This is a genomic window from Rickettsia endosymbiont of Oedothorax gibbosus (assembly GCF_936269705.1).
Lineage (GTDB): Bacteria > Pseudomonadota > Alphaproteobacteria > Rickettsiales > Rickettsiaceae > Tisiphia.
In genome coordinates this window covers 2178071-2199570 of sequence record NZ_OW370493.1, presented here as the reverse complement: position 1 = coordinate 2199570, position 21500 = coordinate 2178071, and the positions used below count along the sequence as shown (strand labels likewise).

Sequence of the window (21500 nt, the reverse complement as noted above, 5' to 3'; positions counted from 1 at the left end):
TTGGTGTTCAAAAAATATTATTTAGTATTTTTCTTGTTGATTTACTCAAGCAATAGTTGTGCATTTTGGGAAGCAGTTGGAGAATGTCTAAAGAATCCTTGCAATTGTGGCTACACTACGATAGATGAAATATGGAATAAAACAATCAAAAGAACAATAAAGCCAAACCCTCTATGTCCACCATGGAATAGACGGGATGGACGTGATGTAGATAATTGCTTGGTTCAATTTGATCCTCCTGAGAATTGGATTGGATTTTATCTGCGGCATTGTGCAGAACGTACAAAAGAAAGCTCTTATTTTGCCCCAAAGATTCGTATAAGAACTCAAAGTTGTAATGCATTTGCCTGCTGGAATCAATCCACTACTTTAAATTGGGATGGTGAGTGTGTAGTATGGCCTGGGGCTTATGCCTTACCTTTACTCAGAATTTGTGCTAGGATTGCCGTCCCGGAAGTAGCACCAACTCATCTTAACAGAAAAGGAACGCCAGCAGATCCTGGTTATACTCTTGGAAAACACTTGAATGATGTTGGTTTTACAGAAGATGACGAATTATTCATGGGAGATGATGGAAAACAATTTAATTTTGATAGACCAAAGTTATGTGCATATAGTGATCCTGGTTTAGTAAATCTGGTTTCAGCTACTGGAGTTCACACCGATGTTTTGGATTGGAATCCAGTAAGACAACCTCTTCATAAAACAGATGAGTTACACCCTCTTGCAAAAGTTCTAAAATTTTTAATAGACATTAAGTCTAGTCTAACTATGTCAGCACTATTAGGTAAGTTATTAGATATAATGGGTGCTGAAAATACCCCTGGTCTTGATGTTATAAAAGAAATGGTTAAATGGATAGGATATATTCTAGAGCAAAAATGGATATATACAGCGGCAGGAACTATAGTAGAAGCATTGGGCAAGCTAAATAGCACTGTTGATAACTATCAATTTGGTTGTGTTGAATTACCGTTTGGTCCTTTCCCGCCACCATATTGCCCTAAATTAGCCCCATTAATTATTACCCCCACTACCCAATCTGTATGCAGTAAGAAGAAAAATGATTTATTTGTTCAATCTTCAGACAAGCCATGTGTGGTATCTAAATTAAGGAATAATCTTATTCATAATGTCGTGCGTATTAGTTTAGACAATATGGTACCTCTTTGTAAAAATAAAGAAAATCCTACAAAAACCGATAAATGTGTAGTAATAAACAATCTTGGGGCATTTTCTTCAGCCAAAGGAATACATATTGCTACTGTTCAACGCGATACAATAAAAAAATGTATTCTTAATGATACAAAACCTTGTGTTGACACAAAAATCGACTTTAAATGTAGTGTTACTGAAAATGGTTGCGAAGATGGCTTCAGGATAGTATACGCACAAAGAATAGGCCATCACTCTACACCAAGTAGTTACTATGTTGATGATTTACCTGATTGTAACAGCACGAAGGCAGAGGATAAAGATAAAACTACCTGTCAAGAAATATGGGGGATCAATATTGGCGAGTTTATCGATGCTAATATTGAATTTCCCAAGTTGCAAAATCAGGATGGTAACAATTTATTAACCCTACAAAAACTCTTTGAGCTCAATGATAATAATGACAAGAAGCGGTCTTTTGCTGTATCAATTGTTAGAAATACTGATTTAGAACCTAGTTTTCGTCGTGACCCAAAATCTATTTGTGTAATAGAAGGAGATCAGCTAATTGGCTGTGAAAAAAGAGTAACAGATGGCTACCAAATCTTAACCCAAAAATGTGGGGTAATTCCTGAGGTGATTTGCCCTAATAATAGCTATTATACCCCTCAATTTGTTGCGTCAATCCAAGTGTTAGACAAAGAAGGGAAAGTGGTTGATTTAACTAGCACTGTTGTTACTCCATTGTCGATATATTCAACTGAGACACAAAAGACAGAAGAAATAATAAATTTAGCAGGATATAATTTTACTTCCTTCATGGCATATATTTCTAATACTCCACCAGTTACATATACTGCTATGCCATTTTCTGGAAAAAAATCTATGAATCCTTTAACAATATATGGTGAATACAAAAACGACAAGGCTCCTTACGATACTGAAGGAAAACTTATTACAGATGCGGTATATTTGAAAGGTCTTGAATATATAAATGGTAAATATCTGCAAGGAGCAACGCATGGTTGTTTACAATTAAAAGATATAGAAAAATGTATTCCTGGAGTAAATAATACTAATTGTGTGCTAGCAAAACTACTTGAATCAGATACCATTGATTGCTTAAAATTTAAGGAAAAAAGTACCCAATATCAAAACTTTCTTCCTCTATGTAAAGGTACTACTAATTGTAAATCTAAAGAGACTGTGGAGGGTATTACAATTTATCAATGTGATAGAGTGCATTGTTATGTAAATAATCGTAAACAAGGTGTTGAAGTATGTAAAGTCTCTGTAGATACTGATAATAGAATTTATCCACCCTCATCACAAGGATATCCGATAAATACCGGACAACATTACGATTTTGCCTCTAAGGAAAAGGGCTATCCTATATACGATCAGAAGACTAATGCAATTCGAGATAAAATATCCCAAGAATTGGGTCTTTGTACCACAATTGATGCCCCTAAATGCAAAGCAATTTCTACCCCGACTGATATTAGTGGTAATGCAACATGGAAGTCTGATAACATAAGTGAGCCAGATACAGAAATAGGTCACTTGGCACAAGGTACTTGCAGGGATGGTTGGGTATTAATTCATTCAAATAAACCACTGCAGCGTTATTGCCTATTAAATATAGCTACTAAAAGCGTTGGTTTTGAAGCATTACCTGAGGGGGTTGGTTGTAAAGAGAATAATGGTCTTAGTTTCAAATATACAAACGATTTTAAAAGTAATTTTCCTGTAAAAAATAGCTATGATACTTCAACTAAAGTTGGTACCTTGGTACTTGGTGGTGCATACAATTCTACAGCCTACCTAACAGATACATTACATTGGGCAAATTATGAGATTGATGTACCCAATACTAATATGCTAACCTCTTTCACAATAGGTGAGGCTAATTCGTATTATGATGATTACTTAATGATTAAAGTCAATGATAAAATTATTTATACTGGTCCTCCTAAGTATGAGTTTAAGCATATAGAATGTAGAAATTATCAAGCTGATAAATGTGTTGTTTACATTTCTAAAACTGATGAAAAAGAAGATTTTGTGCAAGCTCCTGATATATATGACAAAACTAAGTTACCACAACTTAATCTGATGCCACATTTACGGAATGGTAAGAATAATATTAAGATTTATGTTGGAGTTGTTGGTGGAGGGGTTTTGAATCTTAGTATTAAATACCAATTAAAAACATTACAATAGCAAATTTTGAGAGTATATAGTCAATTGATGAGAAGTTGGGGGCGTCGTCGCTCAATGCTCGCCTATTACTTATCATAGTACCCTACAATTTTTGTAAAGATGGTATTAGGATAGAAAAAAGTTTTTGTTTGGGAGGTATTAATAATGTGGATATTAGCTGCGTTATGGCTGTTGTAGATTGATAAAAAGCATTTTTGATATGATCAAAGCCATAGGTAAATAATGAAAACAATTGTCTTTCAATGGTTTTGTACCGTTTTATTCGGATGGGATTTAAGGCATTTTGTATTATTCCATTTTTGACTATTAAAGCTGAAGCAATAGCAGTTATCACTAATAATTTTTCAAATCTATCCAATTTTACAATGTGACTTTTTTCAATATCAAAACCACCGCTTTTTAGGTGCAAAAATAGTCGTTCAACACTCCAACGAAATTTATATAAAGCAAAAATATCTTGCTCTATTTCAATTGAAGACACCAGAACCATCAGCTCGCTCTTATCATTTCTATATGCGGTAAAATTAACCTTTCTATTCCATAATATACCACTACAAGCCCTATACTCTAAGGCTTTAACATCACTAAATATTCTTTCAATGGTTAAAGTTCTTAAACCTTTTGTAAGACGAATTTTATGATCCATTTTTAATGGAATAACAAACTTTAGATGGTTATTTATCAGAAAGTCTAACCATTCTTTATTCATAAATTCTCTATCAGCAAGCAAATATTTTATTCTTTCAACGCCAAAATTATTAATAAATTTCTGTAAAAATTCCTTCATAAATTCTGCAGAACACCCGCCACCATGCGACAAAGTCTTCCAGAATATTGGCACCGATATTTTACCAATTACCATTACTAAAAATAAAATATTAATATCGGATTTACCAAATTTCCAACTTGTCCTATCCATTGCTACGACATAATTTTTTGAAGCAAAAAAGCTTAATAGCAAATAGCCAACCTTCATATAATCAAAATTAAAATCTTTTAAAAAACGATAAATAGGACTAGTGTTAAGAACAAGCTCTTTTGCCGCCACTTAGAATTAAATTGGAAAATCTTTAATCCTTTTTTCATACTCAGATTGGCAATCTCCGAGTGATAATTTTGAATACATCTCCAATGATTGACGACTCTCATGTCCTGAATATGGCTGAATTAATGCGTCATCTACGCCTTTTTTCTTCATCCAAGTAAAAAGAAAATGTCTTAATGTATGAGGAGATATTGAATGCTCAATACCCGCTTCTTTTGTATAGTTCATTAATATTTTTCTAATGCCTCGATCAGAATATGCCATCTTCAAACTTGATTCAAATAAATATTTTGAATCATTTCTTTTCATATTTTCTAGATGAACAGCTAATATTTCCTTAAAACTATCAGGAAACGGAACTATTCTGTCCTTCTTTCCCTTACCTTGCACAACTTTTATCTGACAATTATCTAAATCTATGTCAGATATTTTTATATTTACTAACTCAGAAACTCTCACCCCGGTATAAAGCAATGTTTTAATCATTACTATATGCTTCATATTTCTAGATTTCCATACCGTGTTGTAATATTTATTTATTTCCTCTTCCGTAGGCACATACGGCAACTTCCTTTCCTTACCACTCTTTACTTCTACATCAAGATTTTTTCTTATATGCCTGAATAATTCTCTTAAGTAATTATAATCAGGCTTTTCTTTTTTCAGATGTTTGCAAAAATATTTAGCTTTTTCTCTAACTGGCGTACGTTCTAATATCATAATAAGCAATTAAATAGTTATCCCGATTAACAAGCGTTTATTAAAATCTAACGGAAAAAGACCATAAGGATTTATATGACCTGAGAATAACGGTGTTAATGCTCTATAGTCTTCAGGCATAAACCTGTTCTGCCAATGTGGCTGTGATAATATTTGTTGAATAATCAAGGTATTGATATAAACCATACATACCTGCAACAGATGTAAACATAATACCGATAATTCCTGATCTTCAATATTGTTCGTTGCAATGTGACCTAGTTTACCGTAAAAAATAAAATCCATTACATTATTAAGGCGTTCAACAATATTTAGTCCTTCATTAACTTCAATACGTAATTCTTCCGAGGATAAATATTTACACAAAAATATGGTTTTATTGGCTTTGCCTAGTTCTACCAGTGCCTTATATACCGGATGAGCGTAATTATTATTACTAAATCTTTTGATTAATACGGATGGTGTAACTATTCCTAGTTTTAGGGCAACCATATGTTTGACAGTCTCATCGTAATTATCTTCTAATAACTCCCAATTTATACTTCCCTTTAGGATCTCTGAAATATTTTTATATTTATTTCTATCTCTAGAATCAACGTAATACAATTTTTGCTTATTGATTGCCTTTAGTCTCGGGCATAAGGAGAAATCTAGTAAATAACTCACGGCAAAACCTATTACACTTTGTCCATGGGTATCGACAAATACACGATTCATGTCCATGTCCGTATCATGGTCAATAATGCCTTTTATCATGCTACCTACCTCTGATGAGGTGCAATCCTTTAACTGCGAGTAAATACATAATGATTTCTTGTCAACATGCCAATAAATCATTACTCCTTTCTTACCATAACGAAAATGCCATTCGCTCATTAGATTTTGATCCCAAGCAAACAGATGAGTTGAGTCACAGGCCACTGTTGTAGTAGCCTCTCCCCAAACATCAGGATTTCGTGTTTTTAAAACGTTATTAACCATTGTACGAATAGCATTTCTAATGTTTGTAGCATTAATATGGCGTTTTTTTACATAACGTAAATCACTATAATTAACATTATCATTAGCAATGCTGATTCTTTTTAATCCGGTGTTGCTACCAATGCCAAATATACATAGTAATAGTCTTCTTTGTAGATCAGAACTATTGATATTGCTGCTTTTACCAACAGTTTCAAGTTCCTTAGTAAAATTGATTCTTAGATCGCACTCTTTTAAAATATCAATTAAGTGTATACTTGACCACTTATTATTGATTTCTTGCTGTAACTTAATAATATTATCAGGTTCATCCTGTGAGTCTAAGGGAGTAAGCTTTATATTGTTACCAACTTTACTTTGTTGGATCTTTACAAACTGATTATTAGGAATATTTGCATTTAATGCATCTAAGCTGTTAGTAAGTGAAGTCTTTAATTTTTCTACGAACTCCTCGAATTTTAGCGGTAACCCAAGTAACTCATAATATGATTCTCGTTTCTCAATAAAGTCCTTCGGTAAGTCCTTATTCGGATCTCTATAACGGTAACTTTTATTAACCCAAATAGCTTTAAAACCAAGAAGTTCTTTAATCTGTTCTAATATGGCTAGTTCATAATTATATTTATTTATTCGCAATTGACCTTTTTCTATTTTAAAGATCATGCTATACCAGTTCTGTGGGATAGCTCTATTGATTGGTGGGATATTAATATAGTAAGCTAAATCTGATTCATTCCAGTATTGGTTGATAAAACGAATTGCCTTTAAGATAGGTTGATAATCAATATGATCTTCAGAAATTTGTAATATTCTTATTATCGCAAGTAGACTACCTCTATTGCCATAAGCATAGGTGGTATGCATTTTTTCTCGCACCTGAGCCTGATACCACTTACTACCACGATGTTGTAGATCTTCAATTACTTCTTCCAGCTTCTCCTGAGGCACTACCGGATAAACTTTGTCCTCAATAATGCTTTTAGGATTTTTTGCATTTAGTATAGCCAACTTTTCTAGAATACCAAACTTTCCGTCAACACGCTTAACTTCCTGAAGAATATGACGGTCTACATGCTTCTCTGCTCCGGCTCGCATCTTTTTAATTAGTTTAATCATGGTATCTATTAAGGCATCCAACAATAGCTCCAGTCTTACACTACAGAATATTGCCATGGTGGCATATTTTATAGTCGGGGCAAAATCTAGAATATTGCTAGGTGCAAAAACCATCACACGTTCATAATATTTTAATAATAATTTTCTGTCTACTGACTCTATTATGCAGTCAGATAATTTGATTTGACCTAGTAAATTGATTTTATTTATGGCACATTGAATATTCTTAATTTTAGCTCCAGAGATATCTTTTTTAAGTTCTGATAATTCTATAATGTTATTATCCTCATCACTATTTTTACTAAGAATGCGATCTATTAAAAGAAGATTTCCTTGACTTAAATTATCAAATATTTTTCTAAAAAATTGTTGTTCAAATTTTTGTTTAGCTAACGAAATGTAATTTTCTAATTGTTTGGTATTAACAATTTCTATTCTATCTTTGATGAAATATGTACGTATTTGTTCAAGTAGCACTGAATCTGAGAAATGACGCGGTATCAAGTCATCTACAAGATAATTCATTATTAATGTAATATCCTTGGCATTTGCTACACGATATCCTAAATACTGTCTGATATCCTGACGATACCTTTCTCCAGTACGTGTATCCCAGTCAAATGTAATAATTTGTGTTGGATCAATATCTAAATGTTTGGCAACCTGTAACAATAATTGCATCGAAACTGTGTTAGCTTTATTAGAGGGAAATTGTATGTATTTTTTGAAATACACTAACATTATTGCAAAAGTTAACTGATTTGATTGACCTTTCTTTTTCTTGCATAAATTTAAATCCTCTAATGATAAATTATATTGCATTTTTATCTGTTCCTAGAAATCACAGTGTCGGTATTGATTTACTCGATTTTATTCATATTACAATTATTTTGCAATATATTTTTTGCTCTAACAATAAAAAAGTGTAAACATTATTTTTTTAGGAACTGTAAGTGGCGGCAAAAGAGCTTGTTCTTAACACTGGTCCAAATTCTATGAGTTTTTGACGTCGCTTTAGCATCACCTAAAATACCAAGTGCTAAACCTTTTTGATAAATTGAGCTGCCCGTCAGCAAACTAATTACCATACCAAACAAACATTTTAATCTTGATTTATTTCCGTCTATATATAAAATCAATTCTTGAAGTATTATATTATGCATTTTGTTATAAAAATACCTACCTTATACTACTTCACACCACTCTAAATCAACCATTCTTCTTCATCTTCTCAAAATTGTAGGGTACTATAATTACTTATAGGTGTCGCTCCATCGCTCCTAGCCCCAAATTCTCCTGAATTGACTATATTTATAAGCTCTGCAAAAACCTTGATTATCTAGGCTCTGTGAACAAAATTTAAATTACTAGATTTCGACTCTTTTTAGCTGCAAATTATAAGATTTTTTTGAAATAGAACTAACTATTCCGGCAAAAATCTTATTAATTTTCGCTTAAAAATACTCAAAATCTAAACAATTAAAATTTTGTTCACAGAGCCTAGTATAAGTGTAATATTTTGTAACATAATGTAACTTGCATATAATCTGTTAAGGTATTAAAATAGCCTGAATTTCTAAAATAGAAGTAGAACTTATCAATGCAAGTATCAATACTAAACCCTGTAAGTTGTTATGGGGTAGGCGTTCATTCCGGTAGCATTACTCAGTTGACTTTAAGACCAGCTGCAGAAAATACTGGCATTGTTTTTGTCAGGACTGATGTGCGGCAAGAAATAAATTTTATTCAAGCTAGTTGTTTGAATGTCTCAGAGACTTCTTTCTCTACTACCATAAAAAATGAACATAATATTTCCGTTTCAACTATAGAGCATTTAATGGCAGCTCTTTGGGGATGTGGAATTGATAATTTAATAATTGAAATCGATGGTTCTGAAGTACCAATAATGGATGGTAGCAGTAAAGCTTTTGTTTTTATGATAGAATGTGCTGGGCGACAATTACAAAATGCTCCAAAAAAATACCTAAAAATCTTAAAAGAAATTAGGGCAATTCACAAAGATTGCGAGTTAGTGTGTAGCCCTGCCCATAGTATGACAGTTGATATGACAATAGATTTTGCTAGTAAAGCTATTGGCAAGCAAAATTTACTCTTCTCAGAAAATGAATCTTTTAAAAATAATATTGCTGATGCTAGAACTTTTGGATTTATCCATGAACTTGAATATTTAAAAAGCAAAGGGCTGGCACGTGGGGCATCTCTTGATAACGCTATAGGTATAGATCAAGATATTATAATAAATCACGATGGACTTAGATATACTGATGAATTCGTGCGGCATAAACTTCTTGATCTATTCGGAGATTTATATACTACAGGAGGGTATCTAATAGCTAACATCACTGGTTATAAAACCAGCCATGCTATGAACAATCAATTTTTACGACAAGTATTTAGTGATCCTACTGCCTATCAATGGGTTAGTAATAGAGAAATTTAGGTTAGTAGTGTGAACGCTCACGAGTCTATTATGCCTTTGAAAATATCCTGTATAATTCGCTTAGTAAGGTTGTAAACTCAATTTGATCAAAACCTTTCTTAGGAATAATTATCATTGCCCAGTTATTGGGTTTAATTTGTGTTTCTTTACTTAGAAGCCTAACTAAATGCCTGATACGCCTCTTAATTTTATTGCGAATAACAGCTTTTCCTAATTTTCTTCCGGCTTTTATGCCAAAAAGCAATAAAATCTCACTAGATTTCTTACATAGCCGTGTTTGATTGGTAGTCTTGCCACCAGCATTATTCCTTGCATTTAATTTTGTAAGAAGCTTAGTAAAATCTTTTGCTATTACTGTGATAAAATAAGGACTATAGAACTTTTTGCCTAACTTATTAACTAGGTCAAATTCTTTTTGATTTTTTAGAGATAAAATAAGCACTGCCTATGCTGATAACTTCTTTCTGCCTTTTGCCCGACGCTTCCTTAAAATCTCTTTACCACCAACAGTTGCCATTCTTGCCTTAAACCCATGCCTTCTTTTTCTTACTAAATTGCTAGGTTGAAATGTGCGTTTCATAAATTCATATCCAATACAAAGGAACAGATTTACTTATACAATAATGACACTAAACTGTCAATAAAATATAAATTTATCTTTTAAGGAACTGATAGATTGCTGTATTATATTTCTTGATAGAATAAATTTTAATAACATTATTTAAATGAACTAGGGCGTATGGCAAGACCCGATTTTACCAATTCAAGAAATATCATCAAAGAAATTATTAGAGTGGATCACGCCGGAGAATACGGTGCAAAACGAATTTATGAGGGGCAATTAAATTATTGCAGAAACCATCAAACCTATCCTACAATAAAACATATGATGCAGCAAGAAGAAGTACATTTAAGCTACTTTACTAACTTGTTATTACAAGGTAATGTTAGACCAACGATCTTAATGCCATTTTGGCATATTATTGGTTATGTACTTGGTAGTGGATCAATATTAATAGGAACAAAAACTGCCATGTTGTTAACCCAAAGTGTAGAAGAAGCGATTGAACAACATTATCAAAAACAAATAGATTATCTCGAAGGATATATAGCCAATAATTTAGAAAAAGAATTGTTAGATAGTATAAAGCAATTTCAGTCTGATGAAATGGAGCATAAAGATATAGCTCTAGTGCAAGGTAGTAATGAAGTAGTATTTGCCCCCCTAATTAATAAAATTATCAAGTTAATGTGTAATATAGCTATTAGTTTGAGTAAAAAAATTTAATGATACCATCAATCAGAATCTATAATGGGCTAGGTACATCGAAGGAAAGCTTGTATCATACCTTTAATAGTTTTGTTCATTATGTTTCAACAAAATATCATATAAGTTATATTTCTGCAGAAGAAATTATAAGAGGAGATTGGATTGATAATACTAGTTTACTTATTATTCCAGGAGGAAAAGATAGATGCTATGCGGAACATCTTAACGGCAAAGGCAATAAGTATATACAAAACTATTTAATGCAAGGTGGTAGTTTTCTCGGAATATGTGCAGGAGCATATTATAGTGGTACTTACCTAGAATTTGCTAAATCTTCCCCCATAGAAGTAGTAAGCACTCGAGAACTTGCCATATATCAGGGGGGTGTTATAGGTCCAGCCTTATGTAAGTATTACTATAATTCAAATAAAGGAGCAAGAGCCGCTAGGATAATCTTAAATACTCCTAATCTTTCTGAAGATTCTATGGTTTTTTATAATGGAGGAGGCTATTTTTTAGATGCCCAAAATGTAGCTAATACAAAAATTATTGCTAATTATGAAGATTGTAAGGCAGCTATTATAATGTGTAAACTCGGTAGGGGCAGGGCTATTTTAAGTGGAGTGCATTTTGAGTGCGATCCTTATCTAATGCGACATTCTAAATTACTCAATCCTATTATAGGTTCATTAATTAAACATAATAAGTCAAGAATTATGTTAGTTAAACATATTTTAAATATGTTGAGTATTGAAGCAAATGAAAAAAATAAGCAATCTTGCAAAAATAATGTAAACAGCTATTAGTGTAACATAAAAATCTGCTATATTTTAACCTCAGTTTGATGTAAGAGGAAGGTTGAGATTGTTTAATTTTCCAAAAGCTACAGAAATTTTATTAGGCTTAAAAACATAGGCAAGCAGTCCAGCTAAGGAAGTGTAATATAGTGAATTATTAAGCAGCATTTAGTACCGCAGTTTTCCATTTGCTAGACCAATCATTACTATGGATTATAGATCTTAATTGCAAAATAGGATTTAACCCCTCTCTAGACCATCTCATGTGTTGCTGCCCTTTACATCTTTGATTGATTAAACTCTCAACAGTTGATTCAGCAAGATTACTAGTAAAGATCAGCCCTTGATCCTTCCTTGTTGAGTAATCCACAATTTTATCTTTATTATTATCAACATATTGGGATAATTTTTTAATCCTATCATGATGCTGTTCTTCTTTTGTCAGTGCTAATATTTCTTTAAATCTTATCATCGCCTTCTCCACATCTCCTCTCCATAAATGCCACTTGATATGCATCAGATCTTCTTTTAGCCTTTTTGGTAACGATATATTCTCAAATTTCATACCCAAATGAAACCAATCTAAAATATAAGTTATTTTAGCACACAAAGGCTCTAGTGCCTTTGCTATATTCCAGCAATTTGCCGCCCCATCACATAGTGCGGTAATATGTGTTTTTGGGCTTAAGCCTTGTTTCAATGCTGCAATAATAGTAGAACTTATAATTTGTTTTTGACGATCATCCTTAATTGACGCTGCACAATTCTTACTTATAATATAATTCCTGGTATCTTGACTATTTGATTTTATAGATTCTGGTTTGTAAACTACAGCCACCATAGCCTCCATACTACGTTGATCCTCTGTTGTCTTTATATGTCCTCCATCTACATTTAATATTAGTTCAACAGCATCTTCAGTAATGAGCATTTCCTTCTCATCAGCATTGATATCTTCAATAGCATTGCCAACTGATTCTGTAACTTGTTTAATACGATTATGATTATTAATTTGCCGATCTTTACCAGAAAATAATTCAAATAATTTCTCTCCTTCTCTAAAACTATGTGTAGCACCTAGTGTAGCTTGTATTTTTTTTAAATCACCAGAAATTACTCCCTGCAATAACGTGCGGACGGTAGAGTGCGTTTCATATCCGCAATTATGGCATTTAAATCTCTGTATTACAATGTTATGATCAGTGAAAACATCGTGAAAAGTAGATTTATTTACACCAGTCTTATGCATTTTAATTTTACACTTAGGGCAAGTAACTTTTGTTAGTTTATGGATTAATTGAATCTTTTCCTGCAAAACTATATCCTGTACTCCTTGAATTAAAGCAATTTGATTATCCAAACCTATGGAAAAATCTAGACAATTACTTGGTTCGTTAAGCTCGCCATTAAGTACTTCTACTCTTGAAATTGTTGTAGTGGGTTGCTTATGATCATACGATTCATATATTATTCTATATCTTCTTGTTGTCATCCTATTACTCATAGTTGCTAATAATGACATTATTGTATCGCCTTTTTATAACAATGTCAACTCACTATATTACACTTCCATCATCTTTAAGATAACATAAATCAATCACAACACTGTCATCATTAGAATGCTTGATAAACTCAAATATGAAATATGATAAAGCACTATAGAGATTATCAACCTCATTATATAAATGTTTGTTACCTATACATCTATCAACTTTTTTTATTTTATGTTTTACTTTACTATCACCACTCAAGTTCCTGCCAATTGCACTCAAAGACAAATTCTGACTATATCGCAAGCCTTCTGCAACATCAAGTAACGCATTTAAACGATTATTATGTATAAAAGGACAATGTTCTTTTATTACTTCATTTAATACTGTTTTTACATCCATAACCTACTATCTCCATCATCATTAAATAATGAAGATATTCTATCAATTCTTGCTATTTTGCAACAATTTCGTGGGGATACATCAGATTGCAATGACGGTTTCTCAATTATTGTTTTCTTAAACTAACGCTTATGCGATGGAGCGACGCCTATAAGTAATAGGCGAGCGACGAGTGACAACGTTCCCAACTTCTCATCAATTGACTATATCATAAGGATTTTTGGTGCGGGTTATTGGAGAAAAGGAAAAAAGATTTATGAAAAAGAAAATAAAATATAGTGATGGTGAAATAAAAGAAGTGAAAATAATAAATGACTTCTTACCAGCACCTGAGAATTTAATCCTAAAAGATAATTCCGTTAAAATTACTACTTCTTTAAGTAAAGAAAGTGTTGATTTTTTTAAGTCTCAAGCATCTAAACATCATATTCCCTATCAAAAAATGATAAAAACCTTATTAGATAAATATGTTAACCGTTATATGTAGAATTTTACATTATAATAAGGTCAAGATGCAATATTTAGAGCAAGAAACTTTTTTGTCACCTAGTTTATATATGAAAATAATTGATTGCCTAACCATTGCTGTCCTCTAATTGACAGTAGGGGATAAACTTGTTGTTTAATTTTTTGATAATATTGTTTTATATAACGTATTTCATCTTCGTTTAGCATTTTATAATCTATTAACTCCTTTGCATAAGGAACCATAGTAAGAGTATCAAACTCTAAATAATTTACATCCTGTAAGCTATTTCTGATATACATCAAATTTTCTATTCTAATACCAAATTCGTTGATTTTATAGTAACCCGGCTCATTGGACACAATCATACCTGGTTGTAAAATCACGTTACTGCGTAAATTAATATTTTGTGGTCCTTCATGGACATTTAAAAAGCAACCGACCCCATGACCTGTACCATGCGGGTAATCTTGCCCGTCCCTCCACAAAAATTGTCGAGCTAATACATCTAAATGGCTTCCTGTAGTAATATTAACCGGAAACTTAATCATCGATAGAGCAATATGTCCCTTAAGAACTTGAGTATAACGTAATTTTTGTTCCTCGGTAGGGTCACCTATAGCAAAGGTTCTGGTTACATCAGTGGTACAGCCTTTATATTGTCCACCAGAATCAATTAATAATATACCTTTACCTAAGATTTTTTTTGCTTGATGGCTTGTTGCTCGGTAATGAATTATCGCACCATTTTCCTTAAAACCACATATAGTTGGGAAACTATTCGTAACATATTGATCTTGCTTAGATCTAAATTCGGTTAATATTTCTCCTAAATCATACTCAGTTTGATCTTGTAAATTTGGTAGCTCAAACAAATATGCCAAGAATTCACATAGTGCTACCGCGTCATTAATATGAAAATTAACTGTGTGTTTAATCTCAATATCATTCTTAATTGCTTTAGATAGTTGACAAGGGTCGTTAATTTTTTCTACTAGTTTATTATTGAGCAAATCCATAATGTAACTTGAGGCAAAATTTTCATCAACGAGAACCTTATTAGCTTGACCTAATATACCGGCAAACTTTTCTTCCGATAAAATAGTTATGTCAGGGCGAGCAATCATAATTTCTTGATTAGCTCTATTCGGGTTAGTAAATAAATATAGTTGGTCTTGAGTGATTAGAACTATAGCGAGCATCAATGGTGAATATGGAGTGTCACTTGCTCTGAGATTTAATAACCAGCATATTGAATCTGTTGAAGTAACAATCATTGTATCGGCGGAATATTTAGTTAGTAGATTGCGGCATATGGCAATTTTATTACTATATGATTGACCAGAAAATTTATCATCATGAATATATATTTTTGATGATGGCTGATCAGGTTTATCATACCAAATTTGGTCTATTAAATTATCAGATATCTTCTGTAAACGGGATCTTATTTTAGCAAATGTTTGTAACTTAACATTAGTAAAGAGTTTCGAATCATATCCCAATATACCATCATTACATAAATAGTCATCCCAAGGAAAATGTGCTAAATCTTTAATATCAAAAATCTTAAAAATTTCTTGATCTAGTTCATGTTTACTTTGTTCTAGATAACGACCATCTGTAAAAAATACCGCCTTACCTTTGCAAATCACCGCAATACCATTTGATCCGCTAAAGTTAGTTATATATTGCAGTCGCTTAGCACTTTCATGAACATACTCATTAAGATATTGATCGTTACATGGTACTATATATCCATCTATTTTATACTTAGCAAATAGTCCTCTAATATTACGGATACGTTCTTGCATTAAACAACCTACTATTTACCCAAAAGAATTATCTGCTTCTTTCACTATGCGGTTTCTTAGTTACAGAGCTAACATGGCGGGGTGCAGCTTTTTCATCAGCCGAAACCTTAGATATATCATTTTTGATAGATTTGCCGATAAGTTGAGCGGCTTTTAGAACTTCAGGACTTAGGTTTTTTATGTTATCTAAAGGTTTTTCTATCTGCTGTTCTCTTGCGAGATTCGGTGTTCTACCAATCATCCCATCAATAGACACTTTAAAAAAATCGGCAAGAAGTACCAATGTAACACTAGATAGCATTTTTTGAGTATCATCTTCTTTTAAAAAAGGACGTAATGCATCTTCACTAAGACCAAGTTTTTTCCCTAACTCAGACTGAGTTAAATCGTTTTTGACTAGCTCCTTATTGATAAAACTCCTTAAATTAGCACTTAATTCTTCAGGAGATAGTTTACCATATTGTTGTTTTCCCCCAGAGTCAAATTCCTCTCTACCCAATAATTCATTGACAGAGCATTTAAAATAATCAGCTAGTTTGAGTATGTTTTTTATCTCAGGACGCCGATTATCTAGCATCTTCCTCATAGTAGTTTCAGGAACATCTGCAGCCTCAGCTAGTTGACCTACCTTTAGCCCTTCATCCTTCATTTTTTTATTAAGGAAATCCTTTATATTTTCAAACCAACCCATCAAACATAATCTTTTATAAATTTATCCGTGAAAAACGGTTTTTTTCTTGACAGGAAAAAACCCTTATAGTAAAGTTGTTTGTCTTACCAAATAAATTTAATAAATTCTTTCAGTAAGATAAACTTTAGGAATCGTAACCATTTTACATATAAATTCAACCACTTGTCAATATGTATAAGTTGAATATAAGAAAAATGTTATTAACCCTAAAAACCCAATCATAAAAGGAAATGCTTTATGAATATATACAATATTTATCTGATAATCAAATATATTATTGCTTATTTAGCAACTTTTTTATTAAAAATGCAACCTAAATTACGTCAGTTCGGGATAAGATATAGATGAAATAGTAATAGATAAAAGGATTGTCAAAAAGGAGTGCCTGCAGTATTTATATTTTTAAACAAAAAAACAAACTACAGGCATGAAAAAAGATATCACAGAATTATATAGTTTTATAGATGATTTTTGTAAAATTTATTTGGAGTATGAACAGAGAAAGTTATTACCATCAAATAAGCAAAGAAATCGCTGTTGTAGCATGATTCTAAGTGAAATGTTAACAATAATAATTATGTTTCATACATCCTATGCTAAGAATTTTAAATTTTTCTATAAAAGTTATATAGAGTGCATGCATAAGGATGATTTTCCCAAAGCCTTGAGTTATAATAGATTTGTTGAATTAATGGCACGATTATTCATACCGCTAAATATGTTGATTCATTTGTTGTTTGGTGAGGAAACAGGTATTTATTTTATTGACTCTACAACGATTAAAGCTTGTCACAATAAAAGGCGTTATAGCAATAAAGTTTTTAAAGGATTAGCCAAACATAGTAAATCCTCTATGGGGTATTTTTATGGTTTTAAATTACATGTAATAATCAATAATAAAGGGGAGTTTATGGCATTAAAAGTGACCAAAGGCAATGTAGATGATAGGGTTCCAGTACCGGAGTTAACAAAAAGATTAACTGGAATTATAGCAGCTGATAAAGGTTATATTAAGCAAAATTTGTTCTTAAATTTATATGAAAGAGGCTTAAAAATGATTCATGGAATTAAGAAGAATATGGAAAATAAATTAATGGATTTGAAAGAAAAAATCTTACTTCGAAAGCGTAACTTAATTGAAACAGTTTTTGATTATCTAAAAAATAAAATGAACCTTGAACATACTAGACATAGATCACCAATAAATGCCTTTGTCCATATATTATCTACTCTTGTTGCTTACTCATTAAAGAAAAATAAACCTTCAACAAAATTTGATTTTAATCTACATGTTCACAATATCCTTATCCCGAATTGACGTATATTCATATAATCAACAAGCAACCTTTAGCATTTTTGCAAAATTGTATAGTGCTATGGTATGCGAGTCCCTATATTTTCAAAAAAACAATTCTTCAAATCATTTGAGTACCCCAACTTCCTATTTAAGTGCATGTTTGATAAGAGAGATGGTAACAGCTTGCTTACGAACTAATGCATAGTGCGTTATTACATCCAATAATTTGATTATTTGATCAAATTGCCGTGGTAAATTAATTAATAAATATTCAATTACACAGTCAGATACCTTAACCGATTGATCAGAAAAATACTTAAAAATTAATTTGCTCATCAATTCATCATCTGGCTGTTTTATTTCTAATCTTAAAACAGAATTGACTCTTGATGATAAATCCTGTAATGCAAAATTATTAGCTAAGCTTCCTGTAGTCATCAACAAATATTTACGACACTCACTTATTAAATTAAAACAATGGAGGATATTTCTTTCCTGCCAAAATTCTATATCTTCTATAATAAAAGCATTATACTTCATAATATGCTCTGCACTAAGTATATCTGAATCTTTTTTTATAAAAAATGCATTCGACAAATTTTGCCATATTTTACTAAGATATGTTTTACCAGAAGAAGGAGGACCATAAAGCAAAATTGTAAACTCATAGGGTTTACTGCCCCAAATTCTCGACCAGTTTTTTATTGAATTGTATGCGATTTGATTAGAAGGTGAATTAATAAAATTATCTAGAACATATCGATCATTACCAAATAATGGTAATATATATTGCTGGGAATCTCTCATCTTTAAGTCTTATAAAACTTACTAGATTTATAAAAATCGATAGCAGCTAAAAACAAAACTTTTACTATACTGGCAATTGGTATAGCAAATAATATACCCAAAAAACCAAATATATTACCTAATGCAAGAACTGCAAATATTATCCAAAGAGGATGTAGACCGATCTTATCACCTATAATTTTCGGTGATAAAATATATCCTTCAACTATTGTGCCAACCAAATAAATAATGATTATATAAAATAAGGTACTGACCATACCAAAAGCAAAATAACTAACAATCATGGTAAGAGAAAAGGATATTAAGATGCCAACAAATGGTATAATTATTGAAAAACCAGATAAAACCCCTAACAATAATCCTAAATCCACACCAAGAATCGACAAAGAAACTCCGTAATAGATTGATAATAATAAACAAACATTTAGCTGTCCCCTTATATAAGAAGACAAGGAAGTATTAATGGCTGATAATATTTTTAGAATTTTCTTTTTACCTTTCAAAGGTAGTAAAAGGTTTATATTTTCTGACATTGTTAACCAATCTCGTAAAAAATAAAATAATATAAGTGGTATTAATAAAATCAACACAAATAAATTGATTGTTACCATAGTAACATGCCAAATATTATTAGCAAGCCCTGTGATCAACAAAAATATACCATTAACAAAGTTACTAATAGAATTTTTTATATTATCAGCAATATCTGGATCTATTGAATAAAATTTTGCCGTAATAACAGGTATTAATTCAGTTTGTAAATAATCTTTATAAGCTGGAATTTTACTAATTAGCAAAGTTGTTTGTTGATATATGATAGGCAGCAACACTACAATTACTATAGCAAAAATGCTAAAAAATAGAAAGGAAATTACTGAAACTACTATAGTTCTAGATAATTTATATCGTAACGACAGATTATCGATTATAGGCTGTAATATATATGATATTATCCCAGCTATAAAAAATGGCATCAATATATTAGAGATCAGAGTCAAAGTTACTATAATAGTGCCAACAACAATAACCCAAAAAATAGTTTTATCCAAGATGGTTCTTCTTCTTTTATAAATTACTGCAAAGTATAGCTTTTCCGTATATCATACCAATTGCAATAATTAACACGGTGTGTTTATCCAGTCTCTATACATAATTGATTTTACTAAATCTACATTATGAGCAAATTGATTCCAAGCGTAACAAGCCATAGTGACGATATCTTCATATACACCATAACATTGGTTAGACAAGAAATGATTTTTGATCCATTCCCAAACTTGTTCCATTGCATTAAGTTCCGGTGCATAGGGCGGAAGCGGTATCAAAGTGATATTGCTTGGCACAGTTAGTTTTTTGGCTGTGTGCCAACCTGCATTATCCGTTAGTAAAGCTATATGTCGGTTGCCTTGAATACTGCGAGAAAGCTCTTCTAAGAATTTATTCATTGCCTGTGTGTTTGCATATGGTAAAATTAATGCAAAAGCTTCTCCTGTATCATGGCAAGCAGCTCCATAAATATATGTTGAAATGAATTGCTGTTGCCGAACTTTACGGGGTCTAGTGCCACGCTTAGCCCATATACGAGTTAAGCTACCTTGTTGCCCAACTCGAGTTTCATCCTGAGACCATATATCAACTTTACATCTATCGATATTTTTTGGTAATAATTTTGTTAACATGTCTGGGAAGTTTTTTTATATGTATTTTGAGTCTCTTGATTTGACTTTGGATGCATTGAACGAGAAGTAATCCAGCTAAAACCAAGGCGGTGCATAGTATTGTAGACTGTTTTTAAAGCGCATTTAGCACCATATTCCTCAAGTAACATGATATGTAGCTCCTTTCCAGTTATATACCCACCAGTTTTACTTTCACTGAGCGTATTGATTTTATCAAAAAGAGCAGACTCTTGTATAGTGTTAATCTTCCTAGGGGCGCCGCTTCTTTGTGATTCAAATAATCCTTCAAAACCATGATTCCTAAATCTTCTGAGCCATGATTGCACAGTTTTCCAGTGTGACTTCACTATTTCAGATATGGCTTTTAAAGATTTGCCTAATTGAAGGTGATACATCGCCAATAAACGTATACGATTTCGACCATGCGGCTCATGTTTCATCATTTTTATAAAATCATGACCATGAAAACCTTGTGGTAATATTAACCTAGCCATTTGAGTACCTTTATCAGTTAAAAACCCATTTTACACCACTGCGTTAATTATTGCAATTGGTATTAAATATTTTTGGCATACCATATTTTTCTATAGCGTCTTCAAGGGCTGTTACACAAAATTCACTTTCCAAACTAATGGAGATTCGCCAACTTAGAATATAACGACTATACCAGTCAATAATAGCTACTAAATATACGAACCCTTGGCTCAGTCTTATATACGTTATATCTGCACTCCAAACCTGGTTTGGCAATACTATTTCTAATCCTTTTAGTAAATAAGGATATATTTTATGCACTTGATTCCTCTTGCTTAAATTTATTTTAGGATAAACAGCTTCAAGACCCATTATCTTGTAGTAACGTCTAACAGCTTTACGACCTACCGAAAAACCTTGGGCTTGTAAATATTTAGCCATCCGCCGCATACCATAATATGGATGCATAGTATAGGTCTCATCAATTATTGCCATAATCTTGATATCTTGTTCACTAATACCAGTAGGTTGATAGTAATAGGTTGACCTGCTAATATCCAATAACTTACACTGTTGTACAATTGTTAACTTATTATGATTAGGCTCTATCAT

The 21500-nt window shown here is 31.9% G+C and carries 21 protein-coding genes and 1 pseudogene; 6 read left to right on the top strand and 16 right to left on the bottom strand.

Annotated features, from left to right (window positions below):
• Positions 1-3 precede the first annotated feature (3 nt).
• Positions 4-3378: a hypothetical protein gene (locus tag NBW66_RS12080; RefSeq protein WP_250311135.1), complete on the top strand. Its 3375-nt coding sequence runs from the start codon at positions 4-6 to the stop codon at positions 3376-3378.
• An 82-nt stretch (positions 3379-3460) separates the two neighbouring features.
• Here the strand turns inward: NBW66_RS12080 and NBW66_RS12075 are convergent, their stop codons facing one another.
• The 4 genes from NBW66_RS12075 to NBW66_RS12060 form a co-directional block, all read right to left on the bottom strand.
• Complete coding sequence (locus NBW66_RS12075) at positions 3461-4426, bottom strand: transposase (protein WP_250311134.1); 966 nt, start codon at positions 4424-4426, stop codon at positions 3461-3463.
• A gap of 6 nt (positions 4427-4432) precedes the next feature.
• Positions 4433-5143, bottom strand: coding sequence for a tyrosine-type recombinase/integrase (locus NBW66_RS12070; protein ID WP_250310731.1), 711 nt, complete (start codon positions 5141-5143; stop codon positions 4433-4435).
• A gap of 9 nt (positions 5144-5152) precedes the next feature.
• The gene (locus tag NBW66_RS12065) at positions 5153-8062 is read right to left on the bottom strand and encodes a Tn3 family transposase (protein WP_250311133.1); all 2910 of its coding nucleotides are present in this window, start codon (positions 8060-8062) and stop codon (positions 5153-5155) included.
• 110 nt (positions 8063-8172) lie between these two features.
• Positions 8173-8403: a hypothetical protein gene (locus NBW66_RS12060; RefSeq protein ID WP_250311132.1), complete on the bottom strand. Its 231-nt coding sequence runs from the start codon at positions 8401-8403 to the stop codon at positions 8173-8175.
• 437 nt (positions 8404-8840) lie between these two features.
• Between NBW66_RS12060 and lpxC the strand changes: the two genes are divergently transcribed.
• A complete protein-coding gene (gene lpxC, locus NBW66_RS12055; protein ID WP_250311131.1) occupies positions 8841-9701 on the top strand; it encodes a UDP-3-O-acyl-N-acetylglucosamine deacetylase in 861 nt (286 codons plus the stop codon).
• Positions 9702-9729: 28 nt separating this feature from the next.
• Here lpxC and rnpA read toward each other — a convergent pair whose 3' ends face one another.
• Both rnpA and rpmH read right to left on the bottom strand, forming a co-directional pair.
• On the bottom strand, positions 9730-10143 hold the full coding sequence (rnpA, locus tag NBW66_RS12050) for a ribonuclease P protein component (protein WP_250311130.1): 414 nt from the start codon (positions 10141-10143) through the stop codon (positions 9730-9732).
• A 3-nt stretch (positions 10144-10146) separates the two neighbouring features.
• Positions 10147-10281: a 50S ribosomal protein L34 gene (rpmH, locus tag NBW66_RS12045; RefSeq protein WP_250311129.1), complete on the bottom strand. Its 135-nt coding sequence runs from the start codon at positions 10279-10281 to the stop codon at positions 10147-10149.
• Positions 10282-10440: 159 nt separating this feature from the next.
• Between rpmH and NBW66_RS12040 the strand changes: the two genes are divergently transcribed.
• Both NBW66_RS12040 and NBW66_RS12035 read left to right on the top strand, forming a co-directional pair.
• On the top strand, positions 10441-10989 hold the full coding sequence (locus NBW66_RS12040; RefSeq protein ID WP_250311128.1) for a demethoxyubiquinone hydroxylase family protein: 549 nt from the start codon (positions 10441-10443) through the stop codon (positions 10987-10989).
• The gene (locus NBW66_RS12035) at positions 10989-11777 is read left to right on the top strand and encodes a BPL-N domain-containing protein (protein WP_250311127.1); all 789 of its coding nucleotides are present in this window, start codon (positions 10989-10991) and stop codon (positions 11775-11777) included. Before NBW66_RS12040 ends, NBW66_RS12035 begins: the two co-directional genes overlap by 1 nt.
• 30 nt (positions 11778-11807) lie before the next feature.
• Here NBW66_RS12035 and NBW66_RS14685 read toward each other — a convergent pair.
• From NBW66_RS14685 to NBW66_RS12025, 3 genes and pseudogenes are all read right to left on the bottom strand, one after another.
• A pseudogene (locus NBW66_RS14685) lies at positions 11808-11903 on the bottom strand (IS982 family transposase); the annotation flags it as partial.
• A gap of 22 nt (positions 11904-11925) precedes the next feature.
• Entirely contained in the window at positions 11926-13290 is a 1365-nt protein-coding gene (locus NBW66_RS12030) for a UPF0236 family transposase-like protein (protein ID WP_250311117.1), read from the bottom strand.
• A gap of 34 nt (positions 13291-13324) precedes the next feature.
• The gene (locus tag NBW66_RS12025) at positions 13325-13660 is read right to left on the bottom strand and encodes a hypothetical protein (RefSeq protein WP_250311126.1); all 336 of its coding nucleotides are present in this window, start codon (positions 13658-13660) and stop codon (positions 13325-13327) included.
• 256 nt (positions 13661-13916) lie between these two features.
• Here NBW66_RS12025 and NBW66_RS12020 point away from each other — a divergent pair, with 256 nt between their 5' ends.
• Positions 13917-14147 carry a CopG family transcriptional regulator gene (locus NBW66_RS12020; RefSeq protein ID WP_250311125.1) on the top strand — a complete coding sequence of 77 codons (231 nt, stop codon included), beginning with the start codon at positions 13917-13919 and terminating at the stop codon, positions 14145-14147.
• A gap of 59 nt (positions 14148-14206) precedes the next feature.
• On the opposite strand, the gene NBW66_RS12015 is transcribed toward NBW66_RS12020, so the two are convergent.
• Together NBW66_RS12015 and NBW66_RS12010 are read right to left on the bottom strand one after the other, a co-directional pair.
• The gene (locus NBW66_RS12015) at positions 14207-15940 is read right to left on the bottom strand and encodes an aminopeptidase P family protein (protein WP_250311124.1); all 1734 of its coding nucleotides are present in this window, start codon (positions 15938-15940) and stop codon (positions 14207-14209) included.
• A gap of 28 nt (positions 15941-15968) precedes the next feature.
• Positions 15969-16631, bottom strand: coding sequence for a helix-turn-helix domain-containing protein (locus NBW66_RS12010; protein WP_250311123.1), 663 nt, complete (start codon positions 16629-16631; stop codon positions 15969-15971).
• Between the two features lie 427 nt (positions 16632-17058).
• Between NBW66_RS12010 and NBW66_RS12005 the strand changes: the two genes are divergently transcribed.
• Positions 17059-17949, top strand: a complete 891-nt coding sequence (locus NBW66_RS12005; protein WP_250311122.1) for an IS982 family transposase — start codon at positions 17059-17061, stop codon at positions 17947-17949.
• 123 nt (positions 17950-18072) lie between these two features.
• On the opposite strand, the gene NBW66_RS12000 is transcribed toward NBW66_RS12005, so the two are convergent.
• From NBW66_RS12000 to NBW66_RS11980, 5 genes are all read right to left on the bottom strand, one after another.
• Positions 18073-18735, bottom strand: coding sequence for a P-loop NTPase family protein (locus NBW66_RS12000; RefSeq protein ID WP_250311121.1), 663 nt, complete (start codon positions 18733-18735; stop codon positions 18073-18075).
• Between the two features lie 2 nt (positions 18736-18737).
• Positions 18738-19784: an AI-2E family transporter gene (locus NBW66_RS11995; protein WP_250311120.1), complete on the bottom strand. Its 1047-nt coding sequence runs from the start codon at positions 19782-19784 to the stop codon at positions 18738-18740.
• A gap of 69 nt (positions 19785-19853) precedes the next feature.
• The gene (locus NBW66_RS11990) at positions 19854-20414 is read right to left on the bottom strand and encodes an IS630 family transposase (protein WP_250310543.1); all 561 of its coding nucleotides are present in this window, start codon (positions 20412-20414) and stop codon (positions 19854-19856) included.
• Entirely contained in the window at positions 20408-20908 is a 501-nt protein-coding gene (locus NBW66_RS11985; RefSeq protein ID WP_250310542.1) for a helix-turn-helix domain-containing protein, read from the bottom strand. Before NBW66_RS11985 ends, NBW66_RS11990 begins: the two co-directional genes overlap by 7 nt.
• A 43-nt stretch (positions 20909-20951) precedes the next feature.
• Positions 20952-21500, bottom strand: coding sequence for a DDE-type integrase/transposase/recombinase (locus NBW66_RS11980; RefSeq protein WP_250311119.1), 549 nt, complete (start codon positions 21498-21500; stop codon positions 20952-20954).